The sequence below is a fragment of the Arcobacter sp. LA11 genome (assembly GCF_001895145.1).
Lineage (GTDB): Bacteria > Campylobacterota > Campylobacteria > Campylobacterales > Arcobacteraceae > Halarcobacter.
Genome location: NZ_BDIR01000002.1, coordinates 333,091 through 356,615 on the forward strand (window position 1 = coordinate 333,091; position 23,525 = coordinate 356,615).

Sequence of the window (23,525 nt, forward strand, 5' to 3'; positions counted from 1 at the left end):
TTGAGAGAAGAAGTTCAAGAGTTACTAGACCAGAAGAAAACTTTATTAACTGTTACTTATTTTAAACTTCAAAGATTGTTTGAAAAAAAGTATGGAGTAAATACTGTAGTTCTTATGGAAATAGGAACATTTTTTGAAGTTTACGAAGTAAATAATGATGAAGAACAAGTTGGAAAAGCAAAAGAAATAGCTGAACTTCTAAATATTCAACTTACGCGTAAGAATAAATCAATTTTAGAAAATTCACAAGAAAATCCAATTATGGCAGGTGTTCCTGCAATATCACTTGAAAAACATTTAGCTAGAATAATATCTGAGCAAAAGTATACAGTAGTAATAATCAAACAACGTGGATTACCTCCAAAAGTATCTAGATATCTTGACACAGTTGTAAGTCCAGGTACAAACTTTGATTTTGTGATTGACCAAGATGAAAATAATATTACATCTTTGGTAATTGACCAAATCAAAGGAATTTATTTAGTTGGATATTCGGCAATAGATGTTACAACTGGAAAATGTTTTTACAATGAAGTTCATGGAACAAGTGAAGATAAGTTTTATGCACTTGATGAAGTTTTCAATTATATGAATATGCATAAAACAAATGAAGTAGTAGTAACTTTTACAGATAAAAATATAAATCAAAAAGAAGTTATAGATTACCTAGAACTTGCTTTAAAAACTTTCCATATAGGAAACTTTTGTCCAAAAATTTCTTATCAAAATGAATTGTTTAAAAATGTATTTAATATAGAATCTCTTTTAACTTCTATTGAACATCTTGATATGGAAAGAGTACCTTTAAGTACAGAGGCTTTAGCTATTTTAATTGATTTTGTAATAGGTCATGATTCAAATATTGTTCAAAAACTTTCATATCCAGTTAAACTTGATGTTAGTAAATACATTTATCTTGGAAATAATGCCTTAGAGCAATTAAATATTATAGAAACAACACATAATCCAAGTTTGATAAAACTTATAAATAATACATCAACAGCTATGGGTAAAAGACTTTTAAAAGAGAGACTTACTCATCCTGTAAAAGATAGTAAAGAGTTACTTAGAAGATATGCTCTTTCAAAAGAATTATATGATTACCATGGACCTATAGAGAATGAACTAGCAAATATTTACGATATAGAAAGACTTACAAGAAGAATAAAACTTACAAGACTTCATCCTTTTGAACTAAATTATTTATATGACTCTTTACAAAGTATAAAAGAAGTTGTATCTTTTATGGAAAACTACAAGTTTATAACTCCTCCTTGTTCTTTAGCTGAACTTCAAATGTTTATAGATTCAATAGAATCAACGTTCAATTTAGCAGTATCTGGAAAGTATATGTTAAAAGATGTTGAATGTAATATGGTTTGCGATGGTGTAAATACACAAATAGACGAGCTTAATAAAGAAAACGAAGAACTTTATGGGAAACTAGAACTTTTAAGAAGTCATATTTTTTCTTTTATAAATAGTAGTGATTCAAACTATGTTAGTATAAATAGACTTGATAAAGAAGGTTTTTTTCTATCTTTAACAAAAAATAGATTCAATCTTATTAAAGAAGAGTTATTAAATTCGCATATTATTATTGATGATGAACTTCTTTTATTTAAAGACTTTAATATAAAAATACAAACTACATCAGTAAAAATCTCGTGCCCTTTTACAGATACTATTTCAGATAAATATGTTCATAACCTAAGAAAAATTATTGAACTTAATAAACTTGTATTTAAAGAAAAACTTACAGAATTTGAAAAGAAATTTGCAACACTTTTAGAAGACTTAGTACAGTTTATTGCAGAAGTTGATTTAACTATATCAAATATCAAAACAGCTAAAAAATACAACTATGTATGTCCAAAAATAGTAAAGATAAAAGAAGATGAAAACTTTTTAGAAGTAATTGATTTACGGCACCCAATTATTGAAGCGAATGAAGAACAGGGTATTTATGTGCCAAATGATATTATTTTAGGTGAACTATCTTTAGCAAATGAAGAGTTCAAAAATAATGTGATAATTAAAAACTCAAATCCAATAAACATGTACAATAATAAAATGCATGGTGTTTTATTATATGGAATAAACTCTTCTGGAAAATCTTCACTTATGAAGTCAATAGGAATTGCAGTAATACTAGCACAAGCAGGTTTTTATGTCCCTGCTAAGTCTATGAGATTTTCTATTTTTGATTCTGTATTTACTAGAATATCTGGGGCTGATAATATTGCAAAAGGTTTATCTTCTTTTGCAGTTGAGATGTTAGAGCTTAAAAATATTTTTAACCGTGCAACTAACCAATCTCTTATTTTAGGAGATGAAATCTCACATAGTACAGAAACTATGAGTGGAGTTAGTATTGTTGCAAGTTCTATTTTAAAGCTATCAAAACTAGAGTCAATGTTTATTTTTGCAACACATTTACATCAATTACCAGAAATAAAAGAGATACAAAAACTAAAAAATATAATTCCTCTTCATTTATCTGTTATGTATGAAGATGAAGAAGATAAGTTAATTTTTGATAGAAAGTTAAAATATGGAAGTGGTTCATCTATGTATGGCCTTGAATATGCAAAATCACTCCATATGGATAAAGAATTCTTACAAGTGGCAAATGACATAAGAAAAAAACTTACAGATGATTACTCTGCAGTTGAAAGAATTACTCATAAAAAATCATCAAAATACAACAAAGATGTTTTTGTAAGTTCTTGTGTGATTTGTGGAAGAGCTTGTGATGATGTTCATCATATTAAAGAACAAGCACGTGCAAATAAAGATGGTTTTATAGGACATATCAATGCAAACCATAAGTATAATTTGATACCATTATGTAAACAACATCATAAAATGGTTCATGATGGAACAATAAATGTAAATGGATTTGTAGCAACATCTAAAGGTCTTGAGTTACATTATACATCAGCTGATGAGGTGAAATAGCATGAAATATATTATTGGTATAATATTAGTTTTTTCAATCTCTTTATTTGCAAAGCAGAGTTTAGAAAAAGAAAAAGTAGATTTAACAAAACCACATTTAAAATCTGTTCATGAAAAAGGTTTATCAAAAAAAGAACTAGCTTTTCAAAAATATAAACAAAAATTAGAAAAAGAGAATCAAAAACTAGAAGATGATGGTTTTTGTTCTTGTAATAATAACTAGGGTAAAACCCTAGTCTTTAGATTTATATATGTCCTACTGTATCAAAGGCTTCTTTTAAGTCAAGTCTACCTTCGTAGAAAGCTTTTCCAACAATCATACCTGCAATGTTTCCATTGTCTTTACACTCTAAAACATCTGTGATATCTTTTACTCCACCTGAAGCAATTGTATCAATTCCAGATGCAAGTGCTATTGATTCTGTAAATTCTACATTAACCCCACAAAGCATTCCATCTTTTGAGATATCAGTACAAATAATAGCTTCAACACCAGCATTTGCAAACTCTTTTGCTAAATCAGTTGCTTTCATAGATGAAACTTCTGCCCATCCTTCAACTGCAACCATGCCATCCATTGCATCAATGCCTACTGCAATAGGGTATTTTGCTGCCATATCTTTTACAAACTGAGGGTCCTTAACTGCTATTGAACCTAAGATAAGTCTATCAACACCAAGTTCAATATACATTTTGATAGTTTCTTCATCCCTAATTCCACCACCAAGTTCTATTTTAAGATTACAGTTTTCTCTAATCTTTTTGATTTGCTCTAAATTTGCTGGTTCACCTGCAAATGCACCGTTTAAATCAACTATATGAAGCCATTTACTCCCAAGTTCCTCAAATTTCTTTGCAACTTGCCATGGTTCATCTGAATAGATTTTTGCACTATCCATAAGTCCTTTACTTAGTCTTACAGCTTTTCCGTCTTTCAGGTCTATTGCTGGTAAAATATCCATAGTATCTCTTCCCTTTTTTAGTGTTTTAAATTCATAAAATTTTTAAGTATTTTTAGTCCATTTTCATGAGATTTTTCTGGGTGTGGTTGAAAACCATAAATGTTCTCTTTATGTACTGCACTTACAAAATCATATCCATATTCAGTTTTTCCAATAATATTTTTCTCATCAGTTATTGCATGATAAGAGTGTACAAAATAAAGGTACGGATCTTTTAATCCTTCAAATAAAGTATGATCATCTTGTGTTTTAATTGTATTCCATCCCATATGTGGGATTTTTGTATCTTCATGCATTTTTGATTTATCAAATTTTACAACTTTCCCATCTACAAGTCCAAGACCTTTATGCTCTCCAAACTCTTCAGAGCTTTCAAATAAAAGTTGCATACCAAGACAGATACCTATCATAGGCTTTCCAGTCTTTGCAAAGCTATAGATTGCTTCTTTCATACCTGTTTCATTTAGGTGTTCCATTGCATCACCAAATGCACCAACTCCTGGTAAAATGATTCTATCAAAGTTTTTTAGTTCTTCAGGGTTTTTTACAAATGAAGCTTTTGTATCTAATAGATGACAAGCATTATAAACTGAAGCAAGATTTCCCATATTATAATCGATAATTCCAATCAATTAATATCCTTTGTGTTATTTAAGAAGTAGGCATTATACTAAAATTTAGCATCAGCTAGGGTTAAAGAAAAAAGCACTTCATTGTTTTTTTTTTCTAAAGCTTTCTTTGCTTCTAAAATAGTAGTACCAGTTGTAATTAAATCATCTACTAAGATAATCTTTTTGTTTGATAAAGATGTTTTGAATTTTCTTTTATTCTTTTGTCTATACTCTAAATCATGTCCTGCATATTTTACTATATTTGTGGCTTTGAGTTGGTTATAGATTGGTTTTATATTTTTTGATTTTAGATGACGTGAAAGAATTGCAGTTTGTGAAAACTTATGTCTTGTGTGTTCATCTATTCCTATTGAATAAACTAATTCTTCAAATTCAAAGTTTTTTGCAAATTTTTTGAATGATAGTTTGGCTAGTATATTGAAAACTTTGTCTCCATGAAAGTAGTATTTTGAGGTTATTAGGTATTCAATTTCTGAGAATGAATAGAAGGAGTAGTTATAAAAATCTTTTTTTAGTTCTCTTTTGTGGAACGAGGGTGTTAGTAAGTTTTGTCGGCATTTATTGCAAATGATTTTGAATGATAGTTGTTCACATGATAAGCATTTCATAATTGGAATTATTATATAGTAATGAACTTTATACTTTTCTTTTTAGTAAAGAAAAGTACCAAAAGAAAAGCGTTCGCAGGTTCCAAAATAGCTAAAAAATATATAGAAATTCTAAAATTACAAAACTCGACTACGTACCTTTGTCTCAGACAGTTGTAATTTTTTTACGAATTTATATAGATTTTTCTTAACGCTACTTTGAAAATACTTACATTTTGATAGTTTGAATATTTTAAAGGAATTGTCTTATGAAAAAAATCTTAATTGTTATAATATTTTCATTATTTGTTAGTGCAAATGAAAAAACAGATATAGATAAATGGTTAACTTATTATTATCTTCAACCAGAACCAAATAAATTTGAAATTGTAGTTAAAGAATTATCTTCAATAGGCTTTTTAGAAAGAAAAAAATCTTTAGCGCCAATGGGAGGTTTCTTTTCTGTAATATTTAGAGGAAATAAAAATAAAGTTGATAAATGGATAGATTTTTTAGTAAATTTAAAAGAAAATGAGAGAAAAATATTCATTATGGCTTTATATTATTCTGATATAAAAGATAAATATGAACATATTAAAAAGTTAGTTAAAACAGAAAAAGAAAAAAAATTATTGTTTGGAATAAAAAAACTTAAGTTTATAAATCTTATTGATATGGATGTTATATCAGCTAAAACTTTAGATATTCATTGGGGAGCTTTTATGGCTTCAGGTGATGAACGACATATATATAAGATAATTGATTCGTTATCTTTTGGCGGGATAAAAGGTAAAAAGCCTACAAATATTTTAATTATAGAAGAAACAGCTAAATGGTCTTTATCATCTAATGCTAAACAACATAAAAAAGTGTTAGACATATGTAAATATTTTATTGATAATCCTCAGTATACTACTGATGATGTAAATCAAATATTAAAAAATATTGTTAAAAAAGTTGAGAAGAACCATAATTAGTTTGTTGAGATTTAATATTTAGTATAGGTTCAAGGTGGAGCTTTAATTTTAAAGTAGAGTTTACTAGAAGTAAATGAGCATTTAAAATTGAAGTTTCAACGCAGAAGATGTGCTAAAGATTAAATCTTCAACACAGCCATGAATGCTTCTTGTGGTACGTTCACCTTTCCAATTGCTTTCATTCTTTTTTTACCAGCTTTTTGTTTTTCTAGTAGTTTTCTTTTTCTTGTAATATCTCCACCATAACATTTTGCGGTTACGTTTTTACCTGTTGATTTTACTGTTTCTCTCGCAATAATTGTTGAACCAATACTTGCTTGAATAGCAACTTCAAAAAGTTGTCTTGGTATTAATTCTTTTAAGGCTTTGATAAATTCTCTACCTTTACTAAGTGCTTTATTTTCTGGAACGATAATTGATAAGGCATCAACAACATCACCAGCAACTTTGATATCAAGTTTTTGTAAAACACCTGGTCTAAATCCAACTGGTTCATAATCGAAAGATGCATAACCTTTTGTTGTTGATTTTAGTTTATCATAGAAGTCCATTACGATTTCATTCATTGGAATATCATAATCTAAAAGTACTCTTTTCCCTATATAGTCCATTTTATTTTGGATAGCTCTTTTGTCATTTAAAAGCTTGATTACATTTCCTAAAAACTCATCAGGAACTAAAACTGTAGCTTTTACATATGGTTCAAAAATTGTCTCTATATAGTTTGGCTCTGGTAGTTCTGATGGATTTTGGATTGTGATTCTTTCTCCATCTTTTTTTAGAACTTCATATATAACTGTTGGTGCAGTTGCTATTAAATCTAAGTTGAATTCTCTTTCAAGTCTTTCTTTTATAACTTCCATATGAAGCATACCTAAAAATCCTGTTCTAAATCCAGAACCAAGTGCCGCAGAAGATTCTGGTTCAAAAGAGATAGATGAATCATTTAGTTGTAACTTTGTAAGTGCTTCTCTTAAATCCTCAAACTTATCAGTTTCAATTGGGTAAATCCCAGCGAATACGAAAGGTTTAGCAGGCTCAAATCCATCAATAGCAACAGGTGTTGGGTTTTTTGCATCAGTTATTGTATCCCCAACTGCAATACCATCTAAAGTTTTAAGCCCTAATACAACAATACCTATTTCACCAGTTTTGATTTCATTTGTATTTTGTCTTTTTAATGGATGAGGATACATTAAGTTAAGAACTGGATGTTCAACTTTTGTATTCATCATCTTCATCATTTGACCTTTTTTGATACTCCCTTCATAAACTCTTACAAGTGCAAGAGCTCCAAGGTAGTTATCAAACCAAGAATCATAGATTAGTGCTTTTGTAGGAGCATTTTCATCACCTTGTGGTGCTGGAACTCTATCAACAATTGAATCAATTAAGTCTCTAACTCCAAGACCTGTTTTCGCAGAAATTAGATTGTTTTCTGTACAGTCAAGTCCAATCGCTTCTTCTACTTCTTCTAAAACTCTATCTGGGTCAGCAGAAGGCAAATCAATTTTATTTACAACAGGAAGTAGTTCTAAGTCATTGTCCATTGCTATATAAACATTTGCAATAGTTTGTGCTTCAACACCTTGTGTTGAATCTACAATAAGTAAAGCACCTTCTGATGAGGCTAAAGAACGACTCACTTCATAAGAAAAATCAACATGACCTGGAGTGTCAATAAGATTTAGAACATAATTCTGGCCATCTTTTACATAGTCAAGTCTTACACTTTGAGCTTTAATAGTAATACCACGCTCTTTTTCAATATCCATTGTATCCATAACTTGTGCTGACATATCTCTATCTGCAACTGAACCACACTCTTGAATAATTCTATCTGCTAGTGTTGATTTTCCATGGTCAATATGAGCAATAATTGAAAAGTTTCTAATATTTTCTTGCAACGTATAATCCTATTTAATATATTTTATCGCGATTATATCTAAAAAAAAGTAAGTTTCGTGTTAAGTAAAAAGTTAAGAGAAGTTTTAAGTAGGAAATTTAAAAAAGATAGATTTTAGGCTTTTTGCCTAAAATCTATAAAAGAATAAAGACTATCTAGAGATAGAACCTTCAACTCTTCTGTTCATTGCTTTACCTTCAGCAGTCTCATTTGATGCTTTAGGATTTAATTCTCCATATCCAACAGAGTTTAATCTTGCTTTTTCAACACCGTAAGCTTCTAATGCTTTAACAGTAGACGCTGCTCTTCTTTCAGATAATTTTTGGTTATATGCATCTGAACCATCTGAATCTGTATGAGCTTCAATTTTACCTTTAACTGATGGGAAAGCTTTCATGAAGTCTGCAAATTTTTTGATTTTTGAAGAGTAAGAGTTGTTAATTACTGCAGAGTCAGTATCAAAATTAATATTTAAGTTAACTTTTAATGAACAACCAGTTTCATCAACGATATCACCTTTTGGAGTATTTGGACATTTGTCATTTGCATCAACAACACCATCACCATCAGAATCTTTTGGCATTACTACATCAACTGGAGTAATAACTGGAATTGGTTCTTTTTTCATCATTGGAGCAGGAGCAGCTTTTTTTCCAAATGGAATAGCTAAACCAACTGTATATAATAAGTTGTTATCACCATGATCAAATTCAACTAAGTGTCTAACGTCAGCTTTTAAAGCTACTGCTTCAGAAATTTTATATTTGATACCAACACCGTAGTTAGCGAATAAACCATCTTCATTATCAAACTCTTCGTTATCAAAAATTTCAACACCAGCCCCGATTAATCCATATAATGACGTAGAATCAGATAAACCATACTCTTTTACTAAGTTTGCGAATACTCTAGTAATTCCTGTATCTTCATTTGTACCATTTCTTGTGTAATCAACATCTTCTAAACTTCTTAAGAAACCTAGTTCTACTTGATCAAACATAGAATCATCTAAGTTAAAACCTAAACTTAAACCAGCATCTGCATAGTTTCTTTCTAAATCTAAGTTACCTTCCGTATAAACTCCACCAATCATAGGCGTGATTTCATATTTATATTCACTATTTGCAGCGAACATCATTGAAGCACATAGTGCAGTTGATAATAGTATCTTTTTCATAATTTTCCCTTGTGTTTGTTATTTTGCAATATTTTATCTAAAAATAAATTAAATCTTTATTTATCTTAAATTACTATATAAAAATCGAATTTACTGATTCATTATTAGTAATTCTTCTAATAGTTTCACCAATAATTCTTGAACCTGTTAATACAGTGATTTTATCACTTTCTCCATGCATTGGAATTGTATCTGAGATAATTAATTCATCCAATGTTCCCTCATTTAGTCTATCAAATGCTGGTCCTGATAGTACACCATGAGTACAGCAGGCCATTACTGATGTCGCACCTTTTTTCTTTAATACTTCAGCAGCTTTAACTAAAGTTCCAGCAGTATCAACCATATCATCAACTAAGATTACATCTTTACCTTCAACGTCACCAATGATATTCATAACTTCTGCAACATTTGCTTTTTCTCTTCTTTTATCAACAATTACTAAGTCATATCCTAGTTTATCTGCATAGCTTCTTGCCCGTGCAACTCCGCCAATATCTGGACTTGCAATGATTGGGTTTTTTAGATTTTTAGATTTTAAATAATCTACAAACATAACTGAACCATATAAGTTATCAACAGGGATATTGAAAAATCCTTGAATTTGTGCAGCATGTAAATCAATAGTAATCATTCTATCAATACCTGCAGCTTCTAACATATCAGCAACTAACTTTGCAGTAATTGGAACTCTTGGAGCAGCTTTTCTATCTTGTCTAGCATATCCATAATATGGAATAACAGCAGAGATAGATTTTGCACTTGATCTTTTTAATGCATCTACCATAATAAGTAGTTCCATTAGGTGGTCATTTGTTGGAGCACATGTAGGTTGAACAATAAATACATCTTGTCCTCTTACGCTCTCTTTAACTTGAACAGAGATTTCTCCATCACTAAATTTATTGATTGTAGCTGTGCCTACTTCAATGTTTAGATAGTCTCCAACATTTTTAGCAAATTCAGGGTTTGCGGTACCACTAAAAAGCTTAAATTTTGACATTAGGTTTTCCTTGTGTGATTGTTTGTGTTAAAGCGATTTTATCTAAAAAGTACTTAATAGATATTAAGATAATTTTAGAGTTAATTAAATTATATAAAGTTATTTAAAAAAATATATAAAAAAGATATTTTATTGAAAGTTATAATCAAATCTTATAAACTAGGAGAATCCCCAGTTTATAAACTATCTATTCAGTTTCTTGAATCCAACCACTACCTAGTACTTTATCATTATCATAAAATACTGCAAGTTGTCCATCTGCTACTCCAAATGCAGCTTCATCTAAATTAATGTAAGCTTTATCTCCTTCAATCCTCACTTTACAAGAAGTTGAAATAGATCTATATCTTAATTTAACAGTACATGTAAATTCTTTATCTTCTATATACATATTTAAATTGTTAACTTCAACTTCATTGATTTCTAATGCAGCTTTTTTACCTACAACGATTGTATTATTTTCAGGGTTTATTTTAGTAACAAAATGAGGTTCATGTGCTCCATGAACAATAAATCCTCTTCTTTTTCCAATTGTATAATGCATATAACCTTTATGTTCACCTACAACATTTCCTTCTTCATTTAAAACTTTTCCAGGAAGGTCAATTTTTGCATGTTTTTTTATTACATCTGTGTATACAGTATCAACAAAACATATTTCTTGAGACTCATTTTTTTCAGTGATTTTTACATAGACTTCATCTAATGAGGCAGCGAATTTAACAATATCCTCTTTTTTATAAGTACTTAATGGGAACATCATAAATGGTAAAGCTTCTTTTTTTACTTGTGATAAGAAATAGCTTTGATCTTTTGATTTATCATCTGCTTCATAGAAAAACTTGCCATCAGTTTTTGCATAATGTCCAGTAGCTAAAAAATCAGCTCCATGTTCTTTTGCAAAATCAAGCATAGCTCCAAACTTTATTTGTCTATTACATTTTACACATGGATTTGGAGTAGTTCCATCAATATATGAATTTACAAAATAGTCGTAAACTTCTTCTCCAAATGTATCAGTTTTATCTAAAATATGATATTTGATATTTAAAAATTTTGCAACTTTTTCTATATAAGCAAGATTTGTTTCATGATAACCGTCTGTTCTATCGTGAAGTTTTAAGTAAACACCTTCAACTTGAAAGCCATCTTTTTGTAGCATATAAGCAGTAACTGATGAGTCAATTCCTCCACTCATACCTACCATTACTTTTTTTTTCATTTTTAACCTTTAAAAAGTTCCTTTTTCAAAGAAACCAAAATTTAAGAACTACTTTTTAGTATTGGAGTAAATCCAATTAAAAGTAGTAAAATCCTAAAGAAAACAACGAGTTGTTCTACATATATTTTAAAGGAATAATCACTGATTCTCTATTTGCCCAATTTTTATGAGGAATAATAAGGTCTTTTGTATTTATTTTCTTATTATTAAAAAAGACTATATCTATATCTAGGTTTTTAGGCGCATCTTGAAAGGATCGCTTTCTTCCATATCTAATCTCTAATCTTACAGGATTTAATAATCCGTTTGTTGTAAGATTATTAGAAAGCGGCATTATATCATTTAAAATAGGTTTTTGTTATAAAAATAGAGTTAAAATTATAAGTAAATCAAATTAAAATTTTTTATTTAGTAGCATTGAGGATGGTTTTCCAATCCTCAATATTTTTTAATTCATAGGCGCTAATTAATAGTAATTGCTTATAAATCCGCCACCTAGACAATACTCACCATCATATAAAACAAGACTTTGTCCTAAAGTTACTGCTCTTTGAGGTTTGTCAAATTTGACTATTACTTTATTATCTTTAGTTTCTGTCACAGTACAAGCTTGCTTTTGTTGACGATAACGTACTTGTGCCATCAATTTATCACCAACTTTAGGAGCAACTTCAAGTACCCAGTGCATATGACTAGCTTCTACATTTTGGTTCATAAGTAGGGGGTGATTAGTATCTTGTACTACTGTTAATGTGTTGTTTTCAATATCTTTTTTAGCTGCATACCATGGTTTATGAATGTGTCCAGCTGATTCAGTCTCTTTGATACCTCCAAGACCAATACCTTTTCTCTGACCTAATGTGTAACAAATTAGACCTTTATGTTTTCCTATTACTTTTCCATTTTCATCTAACATATCTCCAGGAATTGCTTTTAGATGTTGTGTAATAAAATCATCAAATCTTTGATTTCCAATAAAACATATACCAGTACTATCTTTTTTATCACTAACAGGAAGATTGTGTTCTCTTGCAATTTCTCTAACTTCTATTTTTGTCAAATCACCAAGGGGAAACATAGCATGTGAAAGTTGCTCACTTAATAGTGCATGTAAGAAGTAACTTTGGTCTTTTGAACTATCTTTTGGAGTATCTAGTACATAGTGGTCATTGTATTTAGATATTTTTGCATAATGCCCAGTTGCAATCATATCTGCACCCATTTTTTTTGCTTCATTTAAAAATACATTGAATTTAATTTCTCTATTACATAGAATATCTGGATTTGGTGTAAGCCCTTTTTTTAAACCTTCTAAAAATACATCAAATACTTTTGTTCTGTATTCTTCAACAAAGTCTTTACCTTTTACTTCAATTCCTAAGAGTTCGCCTACTTTTTTTGCATCTTCAAACTCTATACGATTAGGACATTGGCTTCCTTTGATTCCATATTCCCAGTTACGCATGAATAAGCCTACTACTTCATATCCTTGTTGTTTTAACAGTAATGCAGTAACAGAAGAATCAACACCACCTGACATCCCAACAACTACTTTTTTTTTGTCCATTTTTTAACCTCTAAAAGTTCTTTTTTCAGAACTTTATTTACAACAATGAGTTGTTTTATATGTATTTTAAAGGAATAATCACTGACTCTCTATTTGCCCAATCTTTGTGAGGGATAATAAGTTTTTTAGTATTAATTTTTTTATTATCGAAAAAGATTATATCAATATCTAGGGTTCTAGGCGCATCTTGAAAGGATCGCTTTCTTCCAAATCTTTTTTCTAATCTATGCATATTTTTAAGGAATTCATTCGGTGCAAGATTAGTTTTAATCGCAATTATACCATTTAAAAAGTCATTTTGTTCCAAAAAACCAAATGGTGGGTTTGTAAGTAAAGGTGAAGTCATAAGAATATCAAATTTTTTATTTGTTTTTAAAGATAAGAAAAGTTTATCAAAAATTCTTTTTGTATTTCCAATATTTCCCCCAATTCCAATAGTTACAAGATATTTCTTATTTGAATGGTTTTTAAATTTTTTTGGAAAATTACTAGTATAATGCAGTGTTAAATTTTCATTTAATTTTTTTTTCATATTTCTCCAAAAAAATAAAAATTATTAAGTTAGTCAAGATTGATTTTCTTAATTCTTTTGTAAATTACAGTATTTGAGCTCTACCATTCTTCATAACAACAGTATCTTCAATTCTAACTCCAAATTCATTTGGGATATATATACCAGGTTCAATAGTAAAAACCATATTATCTTCAATAATTACATCTGATTTTGAGTTTATATTAGGAAATTCATGTATATCAAGTCCTACTCCATGACCAGTGCTATGTACAAAGTATTTACCATAGCCAGCTTTAATAATATAATCCCTAGTAAAACTATCAACTTTAGAAGCTTTCATTCCCGTTCTTACTTTATTTATAGCGTTTAGTTGGGCTTTATAAACTATGTCATATATTTTTTGATGTTTTTTATTTTTAAATTTTTGTTCTCTTTTGAAAGAAAACTTTTCAAAGTTTGTATTTGCTGTACATGTTCTATCTGAACAATATCTTTTATATTTTACTCCAGCATCAACTAATACAAGGTCGTTTAATTTTAATTTTTTATTAGTTGGTAGGGCATGTGGTTTTGCTGCATTTTTATTAAAAGCAACAATTGGATCAAAACTTAAATCGTTTTTACCTTGGTTACTCATTTTTTCAATAGCTTTAAAATGTAAAAAGTTCTCACTTTGATTGTAACCATTTTTTCTTATATAAGAAGCTAATTCTTTAAAACCTTTTCTTCCTATCTTTGCAGCTTTTCTTAGTATTTGAATTTCTTCATCACTTTTTATTATTCTTTTTAATTTAGAGAAATTTTCTTTTGGAATAAATTCTGTTTTTAAATCTTTTGTTAGGTTTTGATAAAAAGATAATTTAAAATCATTTGGATCAAAAACTACTTTTTTAATTTTATTTTTTTTTAGTATCTTTTTAGTATCTTCAATTAGATTTGAACTTTCGATAACTGAACAATTTTTTGTATATTCTTCTGCTTCTACAGTGTATCTTGAGTCAGTTATAAAGAAGGCTTCTGAACCTAATTTTAAATAAACAGCGTTGTCACATGAAAATCCACATTCATAATAAACGGCATTTTCATCCAATAGTATATAATTTTTCATAAGTACTCTTTTTATTTTGATTTATAATTAACATAAATTTCAATATAATCTTACCTAAAATTTATAAAAGGAATATAATATGAAAATCGCAGTAATCCAAGGTCCAAACTTAAATATGTTAGGTATTAGAGAACAGCATATTTACGGTCCAATGAGTTTAGACCAAATTCATGAGCAAATGAAAGGTTCTGCTTCTCAAAATGGTGTAGAGTTAGAGTTTTTTCAATCAAATTTAGAAGGTGAAATAGTAGATAGAATTCAAGAATGTTTAGGTACAGTTGATGGTATTTTAATTAACCCAGCAGCATTTTCTCATACGTCAATTGCAATCAAAGATGCTTTATCAGCAATAAATTTACCAACAGTAGAAGTTCACATTTCAAATATTTATAAAAGAGAAGAATATAGACAAAAATCAATTACAGCTGGTTCTTCAACTGGTGTTATTAGTGGGTTTGGTCCATTTGGATATCATATGGGTTTAATTGCACTAACTCAAATTGTTTCAGAAGTTAAAGCAGTAGAATCTCAAAAACAAGCAGAATCTGCAGAATAATCAAAGGTAATTAACTTTAATGAAAATTATTAGTGCATCATGGATAATTACTTGTGATGAAAATAGTACCATAATAAAAGATGGTGCTATTGTTTATGATAAAAAAATTATTGATGTAGGAACTATAGAGTTTATAAAAGAAAAATATCCTGATGTGGATATTTTTCAATTAGAAGAAAATTCTATAGTAATGCCTGGCTTAATAAATTCCCATGTTCATCTAGAGTTTTCTTCAAATACAACAACTTTAAAATATGGTAACTTTATATCTTGGCTTAATTCAGTTATAGGTTCAAGAGATGAACTTATTGAAAAAGCTACTACAAAACTAATTTCTCAAAAATTATCACGAATGAAAAAAACTGGTACTACAAGTATTGGAGCAATTTCATCATATTCATTTGATTTAGAAGCTTGTAAAAAATCACCAATAAATACAGTTTTTTTTACAGAGGTGATTGGTAGTAAAGCAGATATGGCAGATACGTTATTTGCAGATTTTAAAGCAAGATTGAATAGTGCTGTTTTAGAAAAAGATGAAAGCTTTATTCCTGCTGTTGCAATTCATTCTCCTTATTCTGTTCATCCATTTTTAATAAGAGAGAGCCTAAAATTAGCTTCTGAAACTAATCTAAGTGTTAGTTCTCATTTTTTAGAATCGCCTGAAGAGTTTGAATGGTTACATAAAGACCAAGGTAGTTTTTTAGACTTTTTTAAAAACTTTTTGGGACAGAGTCAAAGTGTAACACGACCAATGGAATTTTTAAATCAGTTTAAAAATATTGAAAATCTTTCTTTTACTCATTGTGTTGAAGCAAGTAATAATGACTTACATAAAATAAAAGAATTGGGTGCAACAATAAATCATTGTGTTACATCAAATAGATTTTTAAATAATACAAAATTAGATTTAGATAGATTAGATGAATATTCAATTCCATTTTCTATAGGAACAGATGGCTTGAGTTCAAATAACTCTTTATCAATGTTTGATGAGTTGAGAAATTTACTAATGACACATACAAACAGAAATATTATTGATTTTTCAAAAGTATTATTAAAAGCAGCAACAAAAAATGGTAGTGATGCTTTAGGATTAAATAAAGGTGAGTTAGTAGCAAACAAAGATGCTGATTTAATTTGCATTAGTTTGCCAGACAGAGTAAAAGATGAAAATGATTTATGTATGAATATTATTCTACACACAAAGTTTGTAGATAAAACAATTATAGGAGGTAAAAATGTTTGAGATGATTAAAAAGCTATTTTATCCAATTATAGCAATTTTAGATTTTATAACTAAGTATTTTAAGACTATAGTCTTTTTAACAATAATTTATTTTGTTGTTTCAAGTTCAGATGATTCTGCTTTAAATAATAGTAATCAAGAGCAAGCAAATTTACAAAAAATTGAGTTGATGGGTCCTATTTTAAATATTGAAAAAGTTATGGAAGATATTTATGAAGCTAAGAGAAATAAAAACATAAAAGGTGTTTTACTTATTGTAAATTCTCCTGGAGGTGCTGTTGCTCCTTCTGTTGAATTAGCTTATGCGATAAAAGAATTAGCCCAAATTAAACCAGTAGTTGCTTATGCAAGTGGTGTTATGGCAAGTGGAAGTTATTATGCCTCTATTTGGGCAAATAAAATTATTGCAAATCCTGGTGCTATGATTGGTTCTATTGGTGTTATTTTTCAAGGAACAAATCTTGAAGAACTTATGGAAAAAATCGGAGTTAAAACACAAACTGTAAAAGCAGGGCGATATAAAGAATCTGGAACACCAACAAGAGAATGGGCTAGTTATGAAAAAGAAGAACTTGAAAAAGTTATAAAAGATACTTACTCAATGTTTGTATCCGATGTAGCAAATGCAAGAAAGCTTAAAGTTGAAGATCATGAAATATATGCCGATGCACATATATTTACTTCAGGACAGGCTAAAAAAGTAGGGCTTGTAGATGAAGTGACTACTTTAACGTATGCAAAAGAAGAGATTGAAAAACTTTCAGGGGTTGATAAAGCTGTTTGGAAAAAAGAAGATAAATTTGAAAAATTCATTGATAAAATTATCAATGAAGCAGTATCGAATTTTTCAGTAAATCTTTTTGGTTCTTTAAAAGCTTATTAGTTTAATTTTAACATTATATAAATAGAAATAAAAAGGTAAAGTTTAAAGCTTTACCTTTTTTTATAATTGTGTTATACTCCGCAAAAAATTATAGTAAGCAAGCTACGTTTATCTTCGTTTTTATCTAAATTATATTTATCAATAGTTTCTTCATTAACCAAGATTATCATTTCTTTAAATTACTAAATTTAATTAAAGGTAATTAATGTCATTTTCACAATTAGGATTAAATCCTAATATTTTAAAAGCAATAGAAGACCAAGGGTATACAACTCCAACTCCTATTCAAAAAGAATCAATACCAATTATTCTGCAAAAGCATGATGTTTTGGCAGCTGCTCAAACAGGTACTGGTAAAACAGCAGGTTTCACACTCCCTTTATTGGAAATAATGAGTCAAAAGGTACATAAAAAAGAGAATAAACCTTATATAAAAGCACTTATTTTAACCCCAACAAGAGAGTTAGCTGCACAAGTAGCTCAAAGTATTGATACGTATAGCAAATATCTTCCTATAAAAACAGCTGTTATTTTTGGTGGAGTTGGAATAAATCCTCAAAAGGCTATTTTACGAAAAGGTGTTGATATTGTAATTGCGACTCCTGGAAGGTTATTAGATCATATTGCACAAAAGACGATTGATTTATCAAGAGTTGATTTTCTAGTTCTTGATGAAGCAGATAGAATGTTAGATATGGGATTTATTCATGATATCAAAAAAGTAATGGCACATGTCCCTAAACATAGACAAACACTTCTTTTTTCAGCTACTTTTTCTGATGAAATAAAAACTTTATCGAAGAGTTTATTAAAAGAGCCAAAGCTTATAGAAGTTGCAAAGAGTAATACTTCTTCTGAACAAGTTAAACAAGTAGTTCATTATGTTCAAAAAGATAAAAAAAGAAGTCTATTGTCTTTTTTAATTCATACAGGGGACTGGAATCAAGTTTTAGTATTTACAAGGACTAAACATGGGGCAAATAGATTATGTCAATATCTAAATAAAAGTAATATAACTTCACTTGCAATACATGGTGGAAAATCTCAAGGAGCTAGAACAACTGCATTAAATGATTTTAAAGCAAAAAAGATTAGAGTTTTAGTTGCTACTGATATTGCTGCACGTGGAATTGATATAGAACTTTTACCTCATGTTGTTAATTATGAACTACCAAATGTTCCAGAAGATTATATACATAGAATAGGAAGAACAGGACGGGCTGGAAATGAAGGGGTTGCTATGTCTTTAGTTTGTGATGAAGAATTAGAATATTTAGAAGATATAGAAAAATTAATAAAAATAAAAATAGAAGTAAAAGATATAGAAGGTTTTACAGTCTCTTCTTTAAAGAAAGTAAAACCACCTAAGAAAGACAATAATTCTAGACAAAATAATAAAAGAGCCTCTAAACAAAATCAATCAAGAAATAAAAAAGTGAAAAATGAAAATAAAAAAAGTAAAAGTTCACAAAAAAAAGATTTCAAAAAAGAGATAGAAGATTTTATTGAGAATAGAAAAAATAGTACTCCTAAGAAAAATAATAGAAAAATAACAAGTGATTATCGTAGAGATTCAGGAAGTAGAAATAAATAATAGATTTTTATGTTTACTTTTATTTACTTCATATTTAAAATCTATTTAATTAAAAGCTGTATTATTCGTAGTAAAGGTTTACTATGCAAATGTTTTTTACTGACTACGAAATTTTAAAAGTAATAATAAAAAGAATTCTACAAAATAAAAAAAGAATAAAGTTAAAAATACTTTAGATAGAAAAAAGGGTAAGAATTTCTTCTTATCCTTTTTTTATTACTACCAACGAGTTTTTTTACGACGGCTTGGAATTAATGAAGGAAGAATTAAGCCTATAAGAAGACCTCCTCCTGCAACCATTCCACCATAAGTAAACCAACGCATTAATAAATCATTTTTTTGAGTATCTAGCTTTGCATTTAAACTTCTATTTAGTGTTTGAACTTCTTGCAGTTCTTCATTTAATTTCGAGTTTACATTTTGTAATTCGTTAACTTGATTTTTATAAGAATCTAAATTCTTTTCTAAACTTGACTTGTCTTTATTTGCTTCATCTTTAGCTGTATTTAACTGTGAATTTAGTTCTGCAAGTTTAGTTTCAAGTTTTGGTAAACGTTCTTTTAATCCTGGTTGTCTAGAAATATATTTTGAATTAATCCAACCATTACGACCTTTTGAATCTTTTATTTGAGTAAAACCTGCATTGGTTTTAATTACATTAATACGTTCTCCTGAATTAATACTTCCAACTATCTTATATTTAGTACCTGGGCCTGAATGAATGTAAGTAAATAAATCATCTGAAACATATCGAGTTGCTGCATTAGCTGGTGAAATTAGGTATACTAAAACCAATAATAAAGTTGCCTTATGCATCATTTAACATATCCTTTTTTATAAAAATAAACAAAATTATTATCTTTTGAAAGTAATTTTGCGTATATAAGAATAACATAATTTAGCTTTTGAAGAATAGATTATAAGCATAAAAAAAGGCAAGGTTTTCACTCCTTGCCTTTTTTCTTTTCCCTAGATTAGATAATGAGTAATGATTACTCAATACCCTTAACAATTTTATATGTGTCGTTAGCAATAACGTATTCTTCATTTGTTGGAATAACAAAGATTCTACCATTTGAACCATTAGTAGAAATATCTCTAGCTTCCCCAGATCTTTTGTTATTTTTAGTTGGGTCAATGTTTAATCCCATATAATCTAACCCAGCACAAACTTTTTCTCTGATAAGTGCAGCATTTTCACCAATACCACCTGTGAAACATAATGCATCAACACCATCAAGTGCAGCAGCATATGAACCAACGTATTTTTTGATAATGTATGCAATCATATCAACTGCAAGTCTACATCTATCATCACCAGCATCCATACCTTCTAATACTTCTCTTAAATCAGAAGATTTTCCAGAAATACCAACGATACCAGATTTTTTATTTAAAGTATCTAACATCTCTTTGATGTTCATACCTTCAGTTTCCATCATGTATTGGATTGCTCCTGCACCAATATCACCAGATCTTGTACCCATCATTAAACCTTGAACAGGAGTAAGACCCATTGAAGTATCGATACATTTACCATCAAATATTGCAGATACAGAAGAACCATTACCTAAATGACAAACGATAATTCTTGTATTATGTTTTTTATCTAACATTTTAACAGCTTCATTTGATACAAAGTAGTGTGATGTACCATGGAAACCATATTTTCTAACACCATTTTTAGTGTATTGCTCATATGGAAGTGGATACATATATGCATAATCAGGCATAGTTTGGTGGAATGCAGTATCAAATACGGCTACATTTGGCTTACCTGGCATTAATTCTTGACAGATTTCCATACCCATAATATTTGCTGGATTATGTAATGGAGCTAAAGGAATAAGCTCTTTCATTTTGTTAATTACTTTATCACTTACCATTACAGAACTAGCGAATTCTTCCCCACCATGTACAGCTCTGTGTCCAATAGCTTCAATATCATCTACAGAATCAATAACTTTACCTTCACCATCAGTTAAAGTTTTTAATACTAATTCAATAGCTTCTTTATGTGTAGGCATTGCAGTTTCAATTTTCATTTTTTGGTCATCACCAAACTCATGTTTTAAAACACCATCAATTCCAATTCTTTCACAAATTCCTACTGCTAAAACTTCTTTGTTTACTGGATTCATTAATTGATATTTTAATGATGAACTTCCTGCATTTAAAATAAATACTAACATATATCTTTCCCCTATTTTTAAATTAAATTTCTTTTATGTTTACGATTGTGTAGCTGTAATAGCTACTAAGTTTGAAATATCTTCAACTGAACAACCTCTTGAAAGGTCATTAACTGGTTTATTTAAACCTTGAACAATTGGTCCATGAGCATCTGCTCCTGCAAATCTTTGAACTAATTTATATCCAATATTTCCAGCTTGTAAATCTGGGAACACTAAGATATTAGCACGTCCAGCTACTTTAGAATCTGGTGCTTTTTTAGCTCCTATTGCTTCAACGATTGCAGCATCTGCTTGCATCTCTCCATCGAAAGCAAAATCAACATTTCTGTCTTTTAAGATTTGAACTGCATCTTGAACTTTAGATACTAGTGGATGTTTTGCACTTCCCATTGTTGAGAATGATAACATTGCAACTCTTGGTTCTAATCCAACTACAGAAGATGCAGTTGCAGCAGTAGATGAAGCAATATCAGCTAATTGTTCAGATGTTGGGTCTGGTAGTACAGCACAGTCAGCAAATAATAATAAACCATTATCTCCAAATTTTCCATCAGCTGTTTCCATCACGAAAGCTGAAGATACAGTTTTGATACCTGGAGCAGTTTTAATAACTTGAATTGCAGCTCTTAATACATCTGCCGTTGGTGAGTTTGAACCAGCAACTAGTCCATCAGCATCACCTAATCTAACCATCATACAACCAAAAAATCTTGGTTCAGTAGTCATGATTTCTTTAGCTTCAGCTTTTGTAAGACCTTTTGAAGCTCGTAATTCAACTAATTCATCAACATATTTTTCAATACCATTGTACAATTTTGGATCAATAATCGTAGCACCTTCAATTGAAGCGCCACAAGAAGCAGCATCAGCTTTAATTGTCTCCTCATTTCCAATTAAAACTACATTTGCAGTTTTTTCCTCTAAAACAATTTGTGCAGCTTTTAATACTCTTTCGTCTTCAGATTCTGGAAGAACGATTGTTTTCAGTTGTTTTTTAGCATTTTCTTTTATACTTTCAATTAAACCCATTCAAGTTTCCTTTATTGTAAAATCAATAAATTATATTACCCAAACGTAGCATTAAAATAGCATTAACATAGCATTTTTGAAAAAGTTTTATACATATTTTCTTGATGTGTATAAAAGTAGTACATACTCTTTACTAAAGTATATATTTTGGTAGATTATTAGATTAGTTTATAATTTTGGTGACCAGTAAAAGCATTAAGCTTTTACTAGTTTATAAGTATCATTTGCAATTACATACTCTTCATTTGTAGGTATTACATAAATTTTTGTTTTTGAAGAATTTGTATTGATTTCTCTATTTTCATCGTTTCTAACTTTGTTTTTATCTTCATCTAATTCAACACCCATGAACTCTAATCCATTACAAACTTTTTCTCTAATTAAGTCTGCATTTTCTCCAATACCTGCTGTGAAACAAATTGCATCAACACCTTCAAGCATTCCTGCATATGAACAAATATATTTTTTGATTCTATTACATTTCATGTCAATTGTAGTTGCTGCTCTTTCATCACCATTTTCACAAGCTTCAATAATCTCTCTTAAATCAGAAGAAATCCCTGAAACCCCTAGAAGACCAGATTTTTTATTTAAATAGTTTACTGTTTCTTCTGCAGTCATTCCTTTTTTATCCATTAAGTAAGATAAAACACCCGCATCAATATCTCCTGATCTAGTACCCATAACTAAACCTTCAAGTGGAGTAAGTCCCATTGATGTATCAATTGATTTACCATCTCTTACCGCACATACTGATGAACCATTACCTAGATGACATACAATAACTTTTGAATCTTCTTTATTTAACATTTTTTTAGCTTCATTTGAAACATAGTAGTGCGATGTACCATGGAAACCATATTTTCTAACACCATGTTCTTTATAATCTTCATATGGAACTGCGTACATATAGTTTGAAGCTGGCATAGTTTGGTGAAAGGCAGTATCAAATACAGCTACATTTGGTTTTGTAGGCATTATTTCTTGTGCAATTTTCATACCCATAATATTTGCTGGATTATGTAGTGGTGCAAGAGGGATAAGTGATTCAAGTTTAGCAATTACTTCATCATCAACTATTACAGATTGATTAAAGAATTCTCCACCATGAACAACTCTATGTCCAATAGCTTGAATTTCATCAATTGAATCAATAACTTTATCTTCTCCATTTGTTAAAAAGTCTAATACAATCTCAATAGCTTCTTTATGCGTTGGCATATTAATATCTTTTTTGATTTTATGTTCATTTGCTTCGTGAACTAATCTACCATCAATTCCGATTCTTTCACAAAGTCCAGTTGCTTTTACTTCGGCAGTTTCTGGATTCATTAATTGATATTTTAAAGAAGAACTTCCTGAGTTTAGAACTAATACTAACATATCTTTTTTACCTTTTATAT

22 protein-coding genes are annotated in these 23,525 nt (G+C 29.3%); 7 read left to right on the forward strand and 15 right to left on the reverse strand.

The window, feature by feature from the left end; genetic code table 11:
• On the forward strand, positions 1-2,961 hold the full coding sequence (locus BT997_RS03625; RefSeq protein ID WP_072680077.1) for a DNA mismatch repair protein: 2,961 nt from the start codon (positions 1-3) through the stop codon (positions 2,959-2,961).
• A gap of 1 nt (position 2,962) precedes the next feature.
• Positions 2,963-3,184, forward strand: a complete 222-nt coding sequence (locus BT997_RS03630; RefSeq protein WP_072680078.1) for a hypothetical protein — start codon at positions 2,963-2,965, stop codon at positions 3,182-3,184.
• A 22-nt stretch (positions 3,185-3,206) separates the two neighbouring features.
• Here the strand turns inward: BT997_RS03630 and hisA are convergent, their stop codons facing one another.
• Genes hisA through BT997_RS03645 form a run of 3 tightly spaced genes read right to left on the reverse strand, consistent with a single transcriptional unit; the run spans position 3,207 to position 5,163 of the window.
• On the reverse strand, positions 3,207-3,923 hold the full coding sequence (gene hisA / locus BT997_RS03635) for a 1-(5-phosphoribosyl)-5-[(5-phosphoribosylamino)methylideneamino]imidazole-4-carboxamide isomerase (RefSeq protein ID WP_072680079.1): 717 nt from the start codon (positions 3,921-3,923) through the stop codon (positions 3,207-3,209).
• 17 nt (positions 3,924-3,940) lie between these two features.
• Positions 3,941-4,555 (reverse strand): imidazole glycerol phosphate synthase subunit HisH, encoded by a 615-nt coding sequence (gene hisH, locus BT997_RS03640; protein ID WP_072680080.1) that lies wholly within the window; start codon positions 4,553-4,555, stop codon positions 3,941-3,943.
• Positions 4,556-4,593: 38 nt separating this feature from the next.
• Positions 4,594-5,163 (reverse strand): phosphoribosyltransferase family protein, encoded by a 570-nt coding sequence (locus BT997_RS03645; RefSeq protein ID WP_072680081.1) that lies wholly within the window; start codon positions 5,161-5,163, stop codon positions 4,594-4,596.
• Between the two features lie 248 nt (positions 5,164-5,411).
• Here BT997_RS03645 and BT997_RS03650 point away from each other — a divergent pair, with 248 nt between their 5' ends.
• Positions 5,412-6,119: a hypothetical protein gene (locus BT997_RS03650; RefSeq protein WP_072680082.1), complete on the forward strand. Its 708-nt coding sequence runs from the start codon at positions 5,412-5,414 to the stop codon at positions 6,117-6,119.
• Between the two features lie 119 nt (positions 6,120-6,238).
• Here BT997_RS03650 and lepA read toward each other — a convergent pair whose 3' ends face one another.
• From lepA to BT997_RS03690, 8 genes are all read right to left on the reverse strand, one after another.
• Positions 6,239-8,026 carry a translation elongation factor 4 gene (gene lepA / locus BT997_RS03655; RefSeq protein WP_072680083.1) on the reverse strand — a complete coding sequence of 596 codons (1,788 nt, stop codon included), beginning with the start codon at positions 8,024-8,026 and terminating at the stop codon, positions 6,239-6,241.
• 150 nt (positions 8,027-8,176) lie between these two features.
• Positions 8,177-9,202, reverse strand: coding sequence for an OmpA family protein (locus BT997_RS03660; protein ID WP_072680084.1), 1,026 nt, complete (start codon positions 9,200-9,202; stop codon positions 8,177-8,179).
• Positions 9,203-9,275: 73 nt separating this feature from the next.
• Complete coding sequence (locus BT997_RS03665) at positions 9,276-10,205, reverse strand: ribose-phosphate pyrophosphokinase (RefSeq protein WP_072680085.1); 930 nt, start codon at positions 10,203-10,205, stop codon at positions 9,276-9,278.
• Positions 10,206-10,392: 187 nt separating this feature from the next.
• Positions 10,393-11,427, reverse strand: a complete 1,035-nt coding sequence (gene mnmA / locus BT997_RS03670) for a tRNA 2-thiouridine(34) synthase MnmA (RefSeq protein ID WP_072680086.1) — start codon at positions 11,425-11,427, stop codon at positions 10,393-10,395.
• 115 nt (positions 11,428-11,542) lie between these two features.
• Positions 11,543-11,776, reverse strand: coding sequence for a 2-amino-4-hydroxy-6-hydroxymethyldihydropteridine diphosphokinase (gene folK / locus BT997_RS03675; protein ID WP_305765106.1), 234 nt, complete (start codon positions 11,774-11,776; stop codon positions 11,543-11,545).
• 117 nt (positions 11,777-11,893) lie between these two features.
• Positions 11,894-12,994: a tRNA 2-thiouridine(34) synthase MnmA gene (gene mnmA / locus BT997_RS03680; protein WP_072680088.1), complete on the reverse strand. Its 1,101-nt coding sequence runs from the start codon at positions 12,992-12,994 to the stop codon at positions 11,894-11,896.
• 55 nt (positions 12,995-13,049) lie between these two features.
• Positions 13,050-13,526, reverse strand: coding sequence for a 2-amino-4-hydroxy-6-hydroxymethyldihydropteridine diphosphokinase (gene folK, locus BT997_RS03685; RefSeq protein ID WP_072680089.1), 477 nt, complete (start codon positions 13,524-13,526; stop codon positions 13,050-13,052).
• 64 nt (positions 13,527-13,590) lie between these two features.
• Positions 13,591-14,616: a M24 family metallopeptidase gene (locus BT997_RS03690; RefSeq protein ID WP_072680090.1), complete on the reverse strand. Its 1,026-nt coding sequence runs from the start codon at positions 14,614-14,616 to the stop codon at positions 13,591-13,593.
• Positions 14,617-14,695: 79 nt separating this feature from the next.
• Here BT997_RS03690 and aroQ point away from each other — a divergent pair, with 79 nt between their 5' ends.
• From aroQ to BT997_RS03710, 4 genes are all read left to right on the forward strand, one after another.
• Positions 14,696-15,172: a type II 3-dehydroquinate dehydratase gene (aroQ, locus tag BT997_RS03695; protein WP_072680091.1), complete on the forward strand. Its 477-nt coding sequence runs from the start codon at positions 14,696-14,698 to the stop codon at positions 15,170-15,172.
• 19 nt (positions 15,173-15,191) lie between these two features.
• On the forward strand, positions 15,192-16,421 hold the full coding sequence (locus BT997_RS03700; protein WP_072680092.1) for a metal-dependent hydrolase: 1,230 nt from the start codon (positions 15,192-15,194) through the stop codon (positions 16,419-16,421).
• Positions 16,414-17,304 carry a signal peptide peptidase SppA gene (sppA, locus tag BT997_RS03705; protein ID WP_072680093.1) on the forward strand — a complete coding sequence of 297 codons (891 nt, stop codon included), beginning with the start codon at positions 16,414-16,416 and terminating at the stop codon, positions 17,302-17,304. The genes BT997_RS03700 and sppA overlap by 8 nt, the downstream gene beginning before the upstream one ends.
• A 205-nt stretch (positions 17,305-17,509) precedes the next feature.
• Entirely contained in the window at positions 17,510-18,898 is a 1,389-nt protein-coding gene (locus tag BT997_RS03710) for a DEAD/DEAH box helicase (protein WP_072680094.1), read from the forward strand.
• A gap of 219 nt (positions 18,899-19,117) precedes the next feature.
• On the opposite strand, the gene BT997_RS03715 is transcribed toward BT997_RS03710, so the two are convergent.
• The 4 genes from BT997_RS03715 to BT997_RS03730 form a co-directional block, all read right to left on the reverse strand.
• Positions 19,118-19,717 (reverse strand): TIGR04211 family SH3 domain-containing protein, encoded by a 600-nt coding sequence (locus BT997_RS03715; RefSeq protein WP_072680095.1) that lies wholly within the window; start codon positions 19,715-19,717, stop codon positions 19,118-19,120.
• Positions 19,718-19,890: 173 nt separating this feature from the next.
• Complete coding sequence (locus BT997_RS03720; protein WP_072680096.1) at positions 19,891-21,090, reverse strand: acetate/propionate family kinase; 1,200 nt, start codon at positions 21,088-21,090, stop codon at positions 19,891-19,893.
• Positions 21,091-21,129: 39 nt separating this feature from the next.
• Positions 21,130-22,122, reverse strand: coding sequence for a phosphate acetyltransferase (pta, locus tag BT997_RS03725; RefSeq protein ID WP_072680097.1), 993 nt, complete (start codon positions 22,120-22,122; stop codon positions 21,130-21,132).
• A 195-nt stretch (positions 22,123-22,317) separates the two neighbouring features.
• Complete coding sequence (locus BT997_RS03730; protein ID WP_072680098.1) at positions 22,318-23,505, reverse strand: acetate/propionate family kinase; 1,188 nt, start codon at positions 23,503-23,505, stop codon at positions 22,318-22,320.
• Positions 23,506-23,525 lie beyond the last annotated feature (20 nt).

Excerpts from the sequence above, each read along its gene's own strand:
- BT997_RS03630 (WP_072680078.1), top strand. The coding sequence starts at position 2,963 with ATGAAATATATTATTGGTATAATATTAGTTTTTTCAATCTCTTTATTT.
- hisA (WP_072680079.1), bottom strand. The coding sequence starts at position 3,923 with ATGGATATTTTACCAGCAATAGACCTGAAAGACGGAAAAGCTGTAAGA.
- BT997_RS03645 (WP_072680081.1), bottom strand. The coding sequence starts at position 5,163 with ATGAAATGCTTATCATGTGAACAACTATCATTCAAAATCATTTGCAAT.
- BT997_RS03650 (WP_072680082.1), top strand. The coding sequence starts at position 5,412 with ATGAAAAAAATCTTAATTGTTATAATATTTTCATTATTTGTTAGTGCA.
- BT997_RS03660 (WP_072680084.1), bottom strand. The coding sequence starts at position 9,202 with ATGAAAAAGATACTATTATCAACTGCACTATGTGCTTCAATGATGTTC.
- BT997_RS03665 (WP_072680085.1), bottom strand. The coding sequence starts at position 10,205 with ATGTCAAAATTTAAGCTTTTTAGTGGTACCGCAAACCCTGAATTTGCT.
- mnmA (WP_072680086.1), bottom strand. The coding sequence starts at position 11,427 with ATGAAAAAAAAAGTAATGGTAGGTATGAGTGGAGGAATTGACTCATCA.
- mnmA (WP_072680088.1), bottom strand. The coding sequence starts at position 12,994 with ATGGACAAAAAAAAAGTAGTTGTTGGGATGTCAGGTGGTGTTGATTCT.
- folK (WP_072680089.1), bottom strand. The coding sequence starts at position 13,526 with ATGAAAAAAAAATTAAATGAAAATTTAACACTGCATTATACTAGTAAT.
- BT997_RS03690 (WP_072680090.1), bottom strand. The coding sequence starts at position 14,616 with ATGAAAAATTATATACTATTGGATGAAAATGCCGTTTATTATGAATGT.
- aroQ (WP_072680091.1), top strand. The coding sequence starts at position 14,696 with ATGAAAATCGCAGTAATCCAAGGTCCAAACTTAAATATGTTAGGTATT.
- BT997_RS03700 (WP_072680092.1), top strand. The coding sequence starts at position 15,192 with ATGAAAATTATTAGTGCATCATGGATAATTACTTGTGATGAAAATAGT.
- sppA (WP_072680093.1), top strand. The coding sequence starts at position 16,414 with ATGTTTGAGATGATTAAAAAGCTATTTTATCCAATTATAGCAATTTTA.
- BT997_RS03710 (WP_072680094.1), top strand. The coding sequence starts at position 17,510 with ATGTCATTTTCACAATTAGGATTAAATCCTAATATTTTAAAAGCAATA.
- BT997_RS03715 (WP_072680095.1), bottom strand. The coding sequence starts at position 19,717 with ATGATGCATAAGGCAACTTTATTATTGGTTTTAGTATACCTAATTTCA.
- BT997_RS03720 (WP_072680096.1), bottom strand. The coding sequence starts at position 21,090 with ATGTTAGTATTTATTTTAAATGCAGGAAGTTCATCATTAAAATATCAA.
- pta (WP_072680097.1), bottom strand. The coding sequence starts at position 22,122 with ATGGGTTTAATTGAAAGTATAAAAGAAAATGCTAAAAAACAACTGAAA.
- BT997_RS03730 (WP_072680098.1), bottom strand. The coding sequence starts at position 23,505 with ATGTTAGTATTAGTTCTAAACTCAGGAAGTTCTTCTTTAAAATATCAA.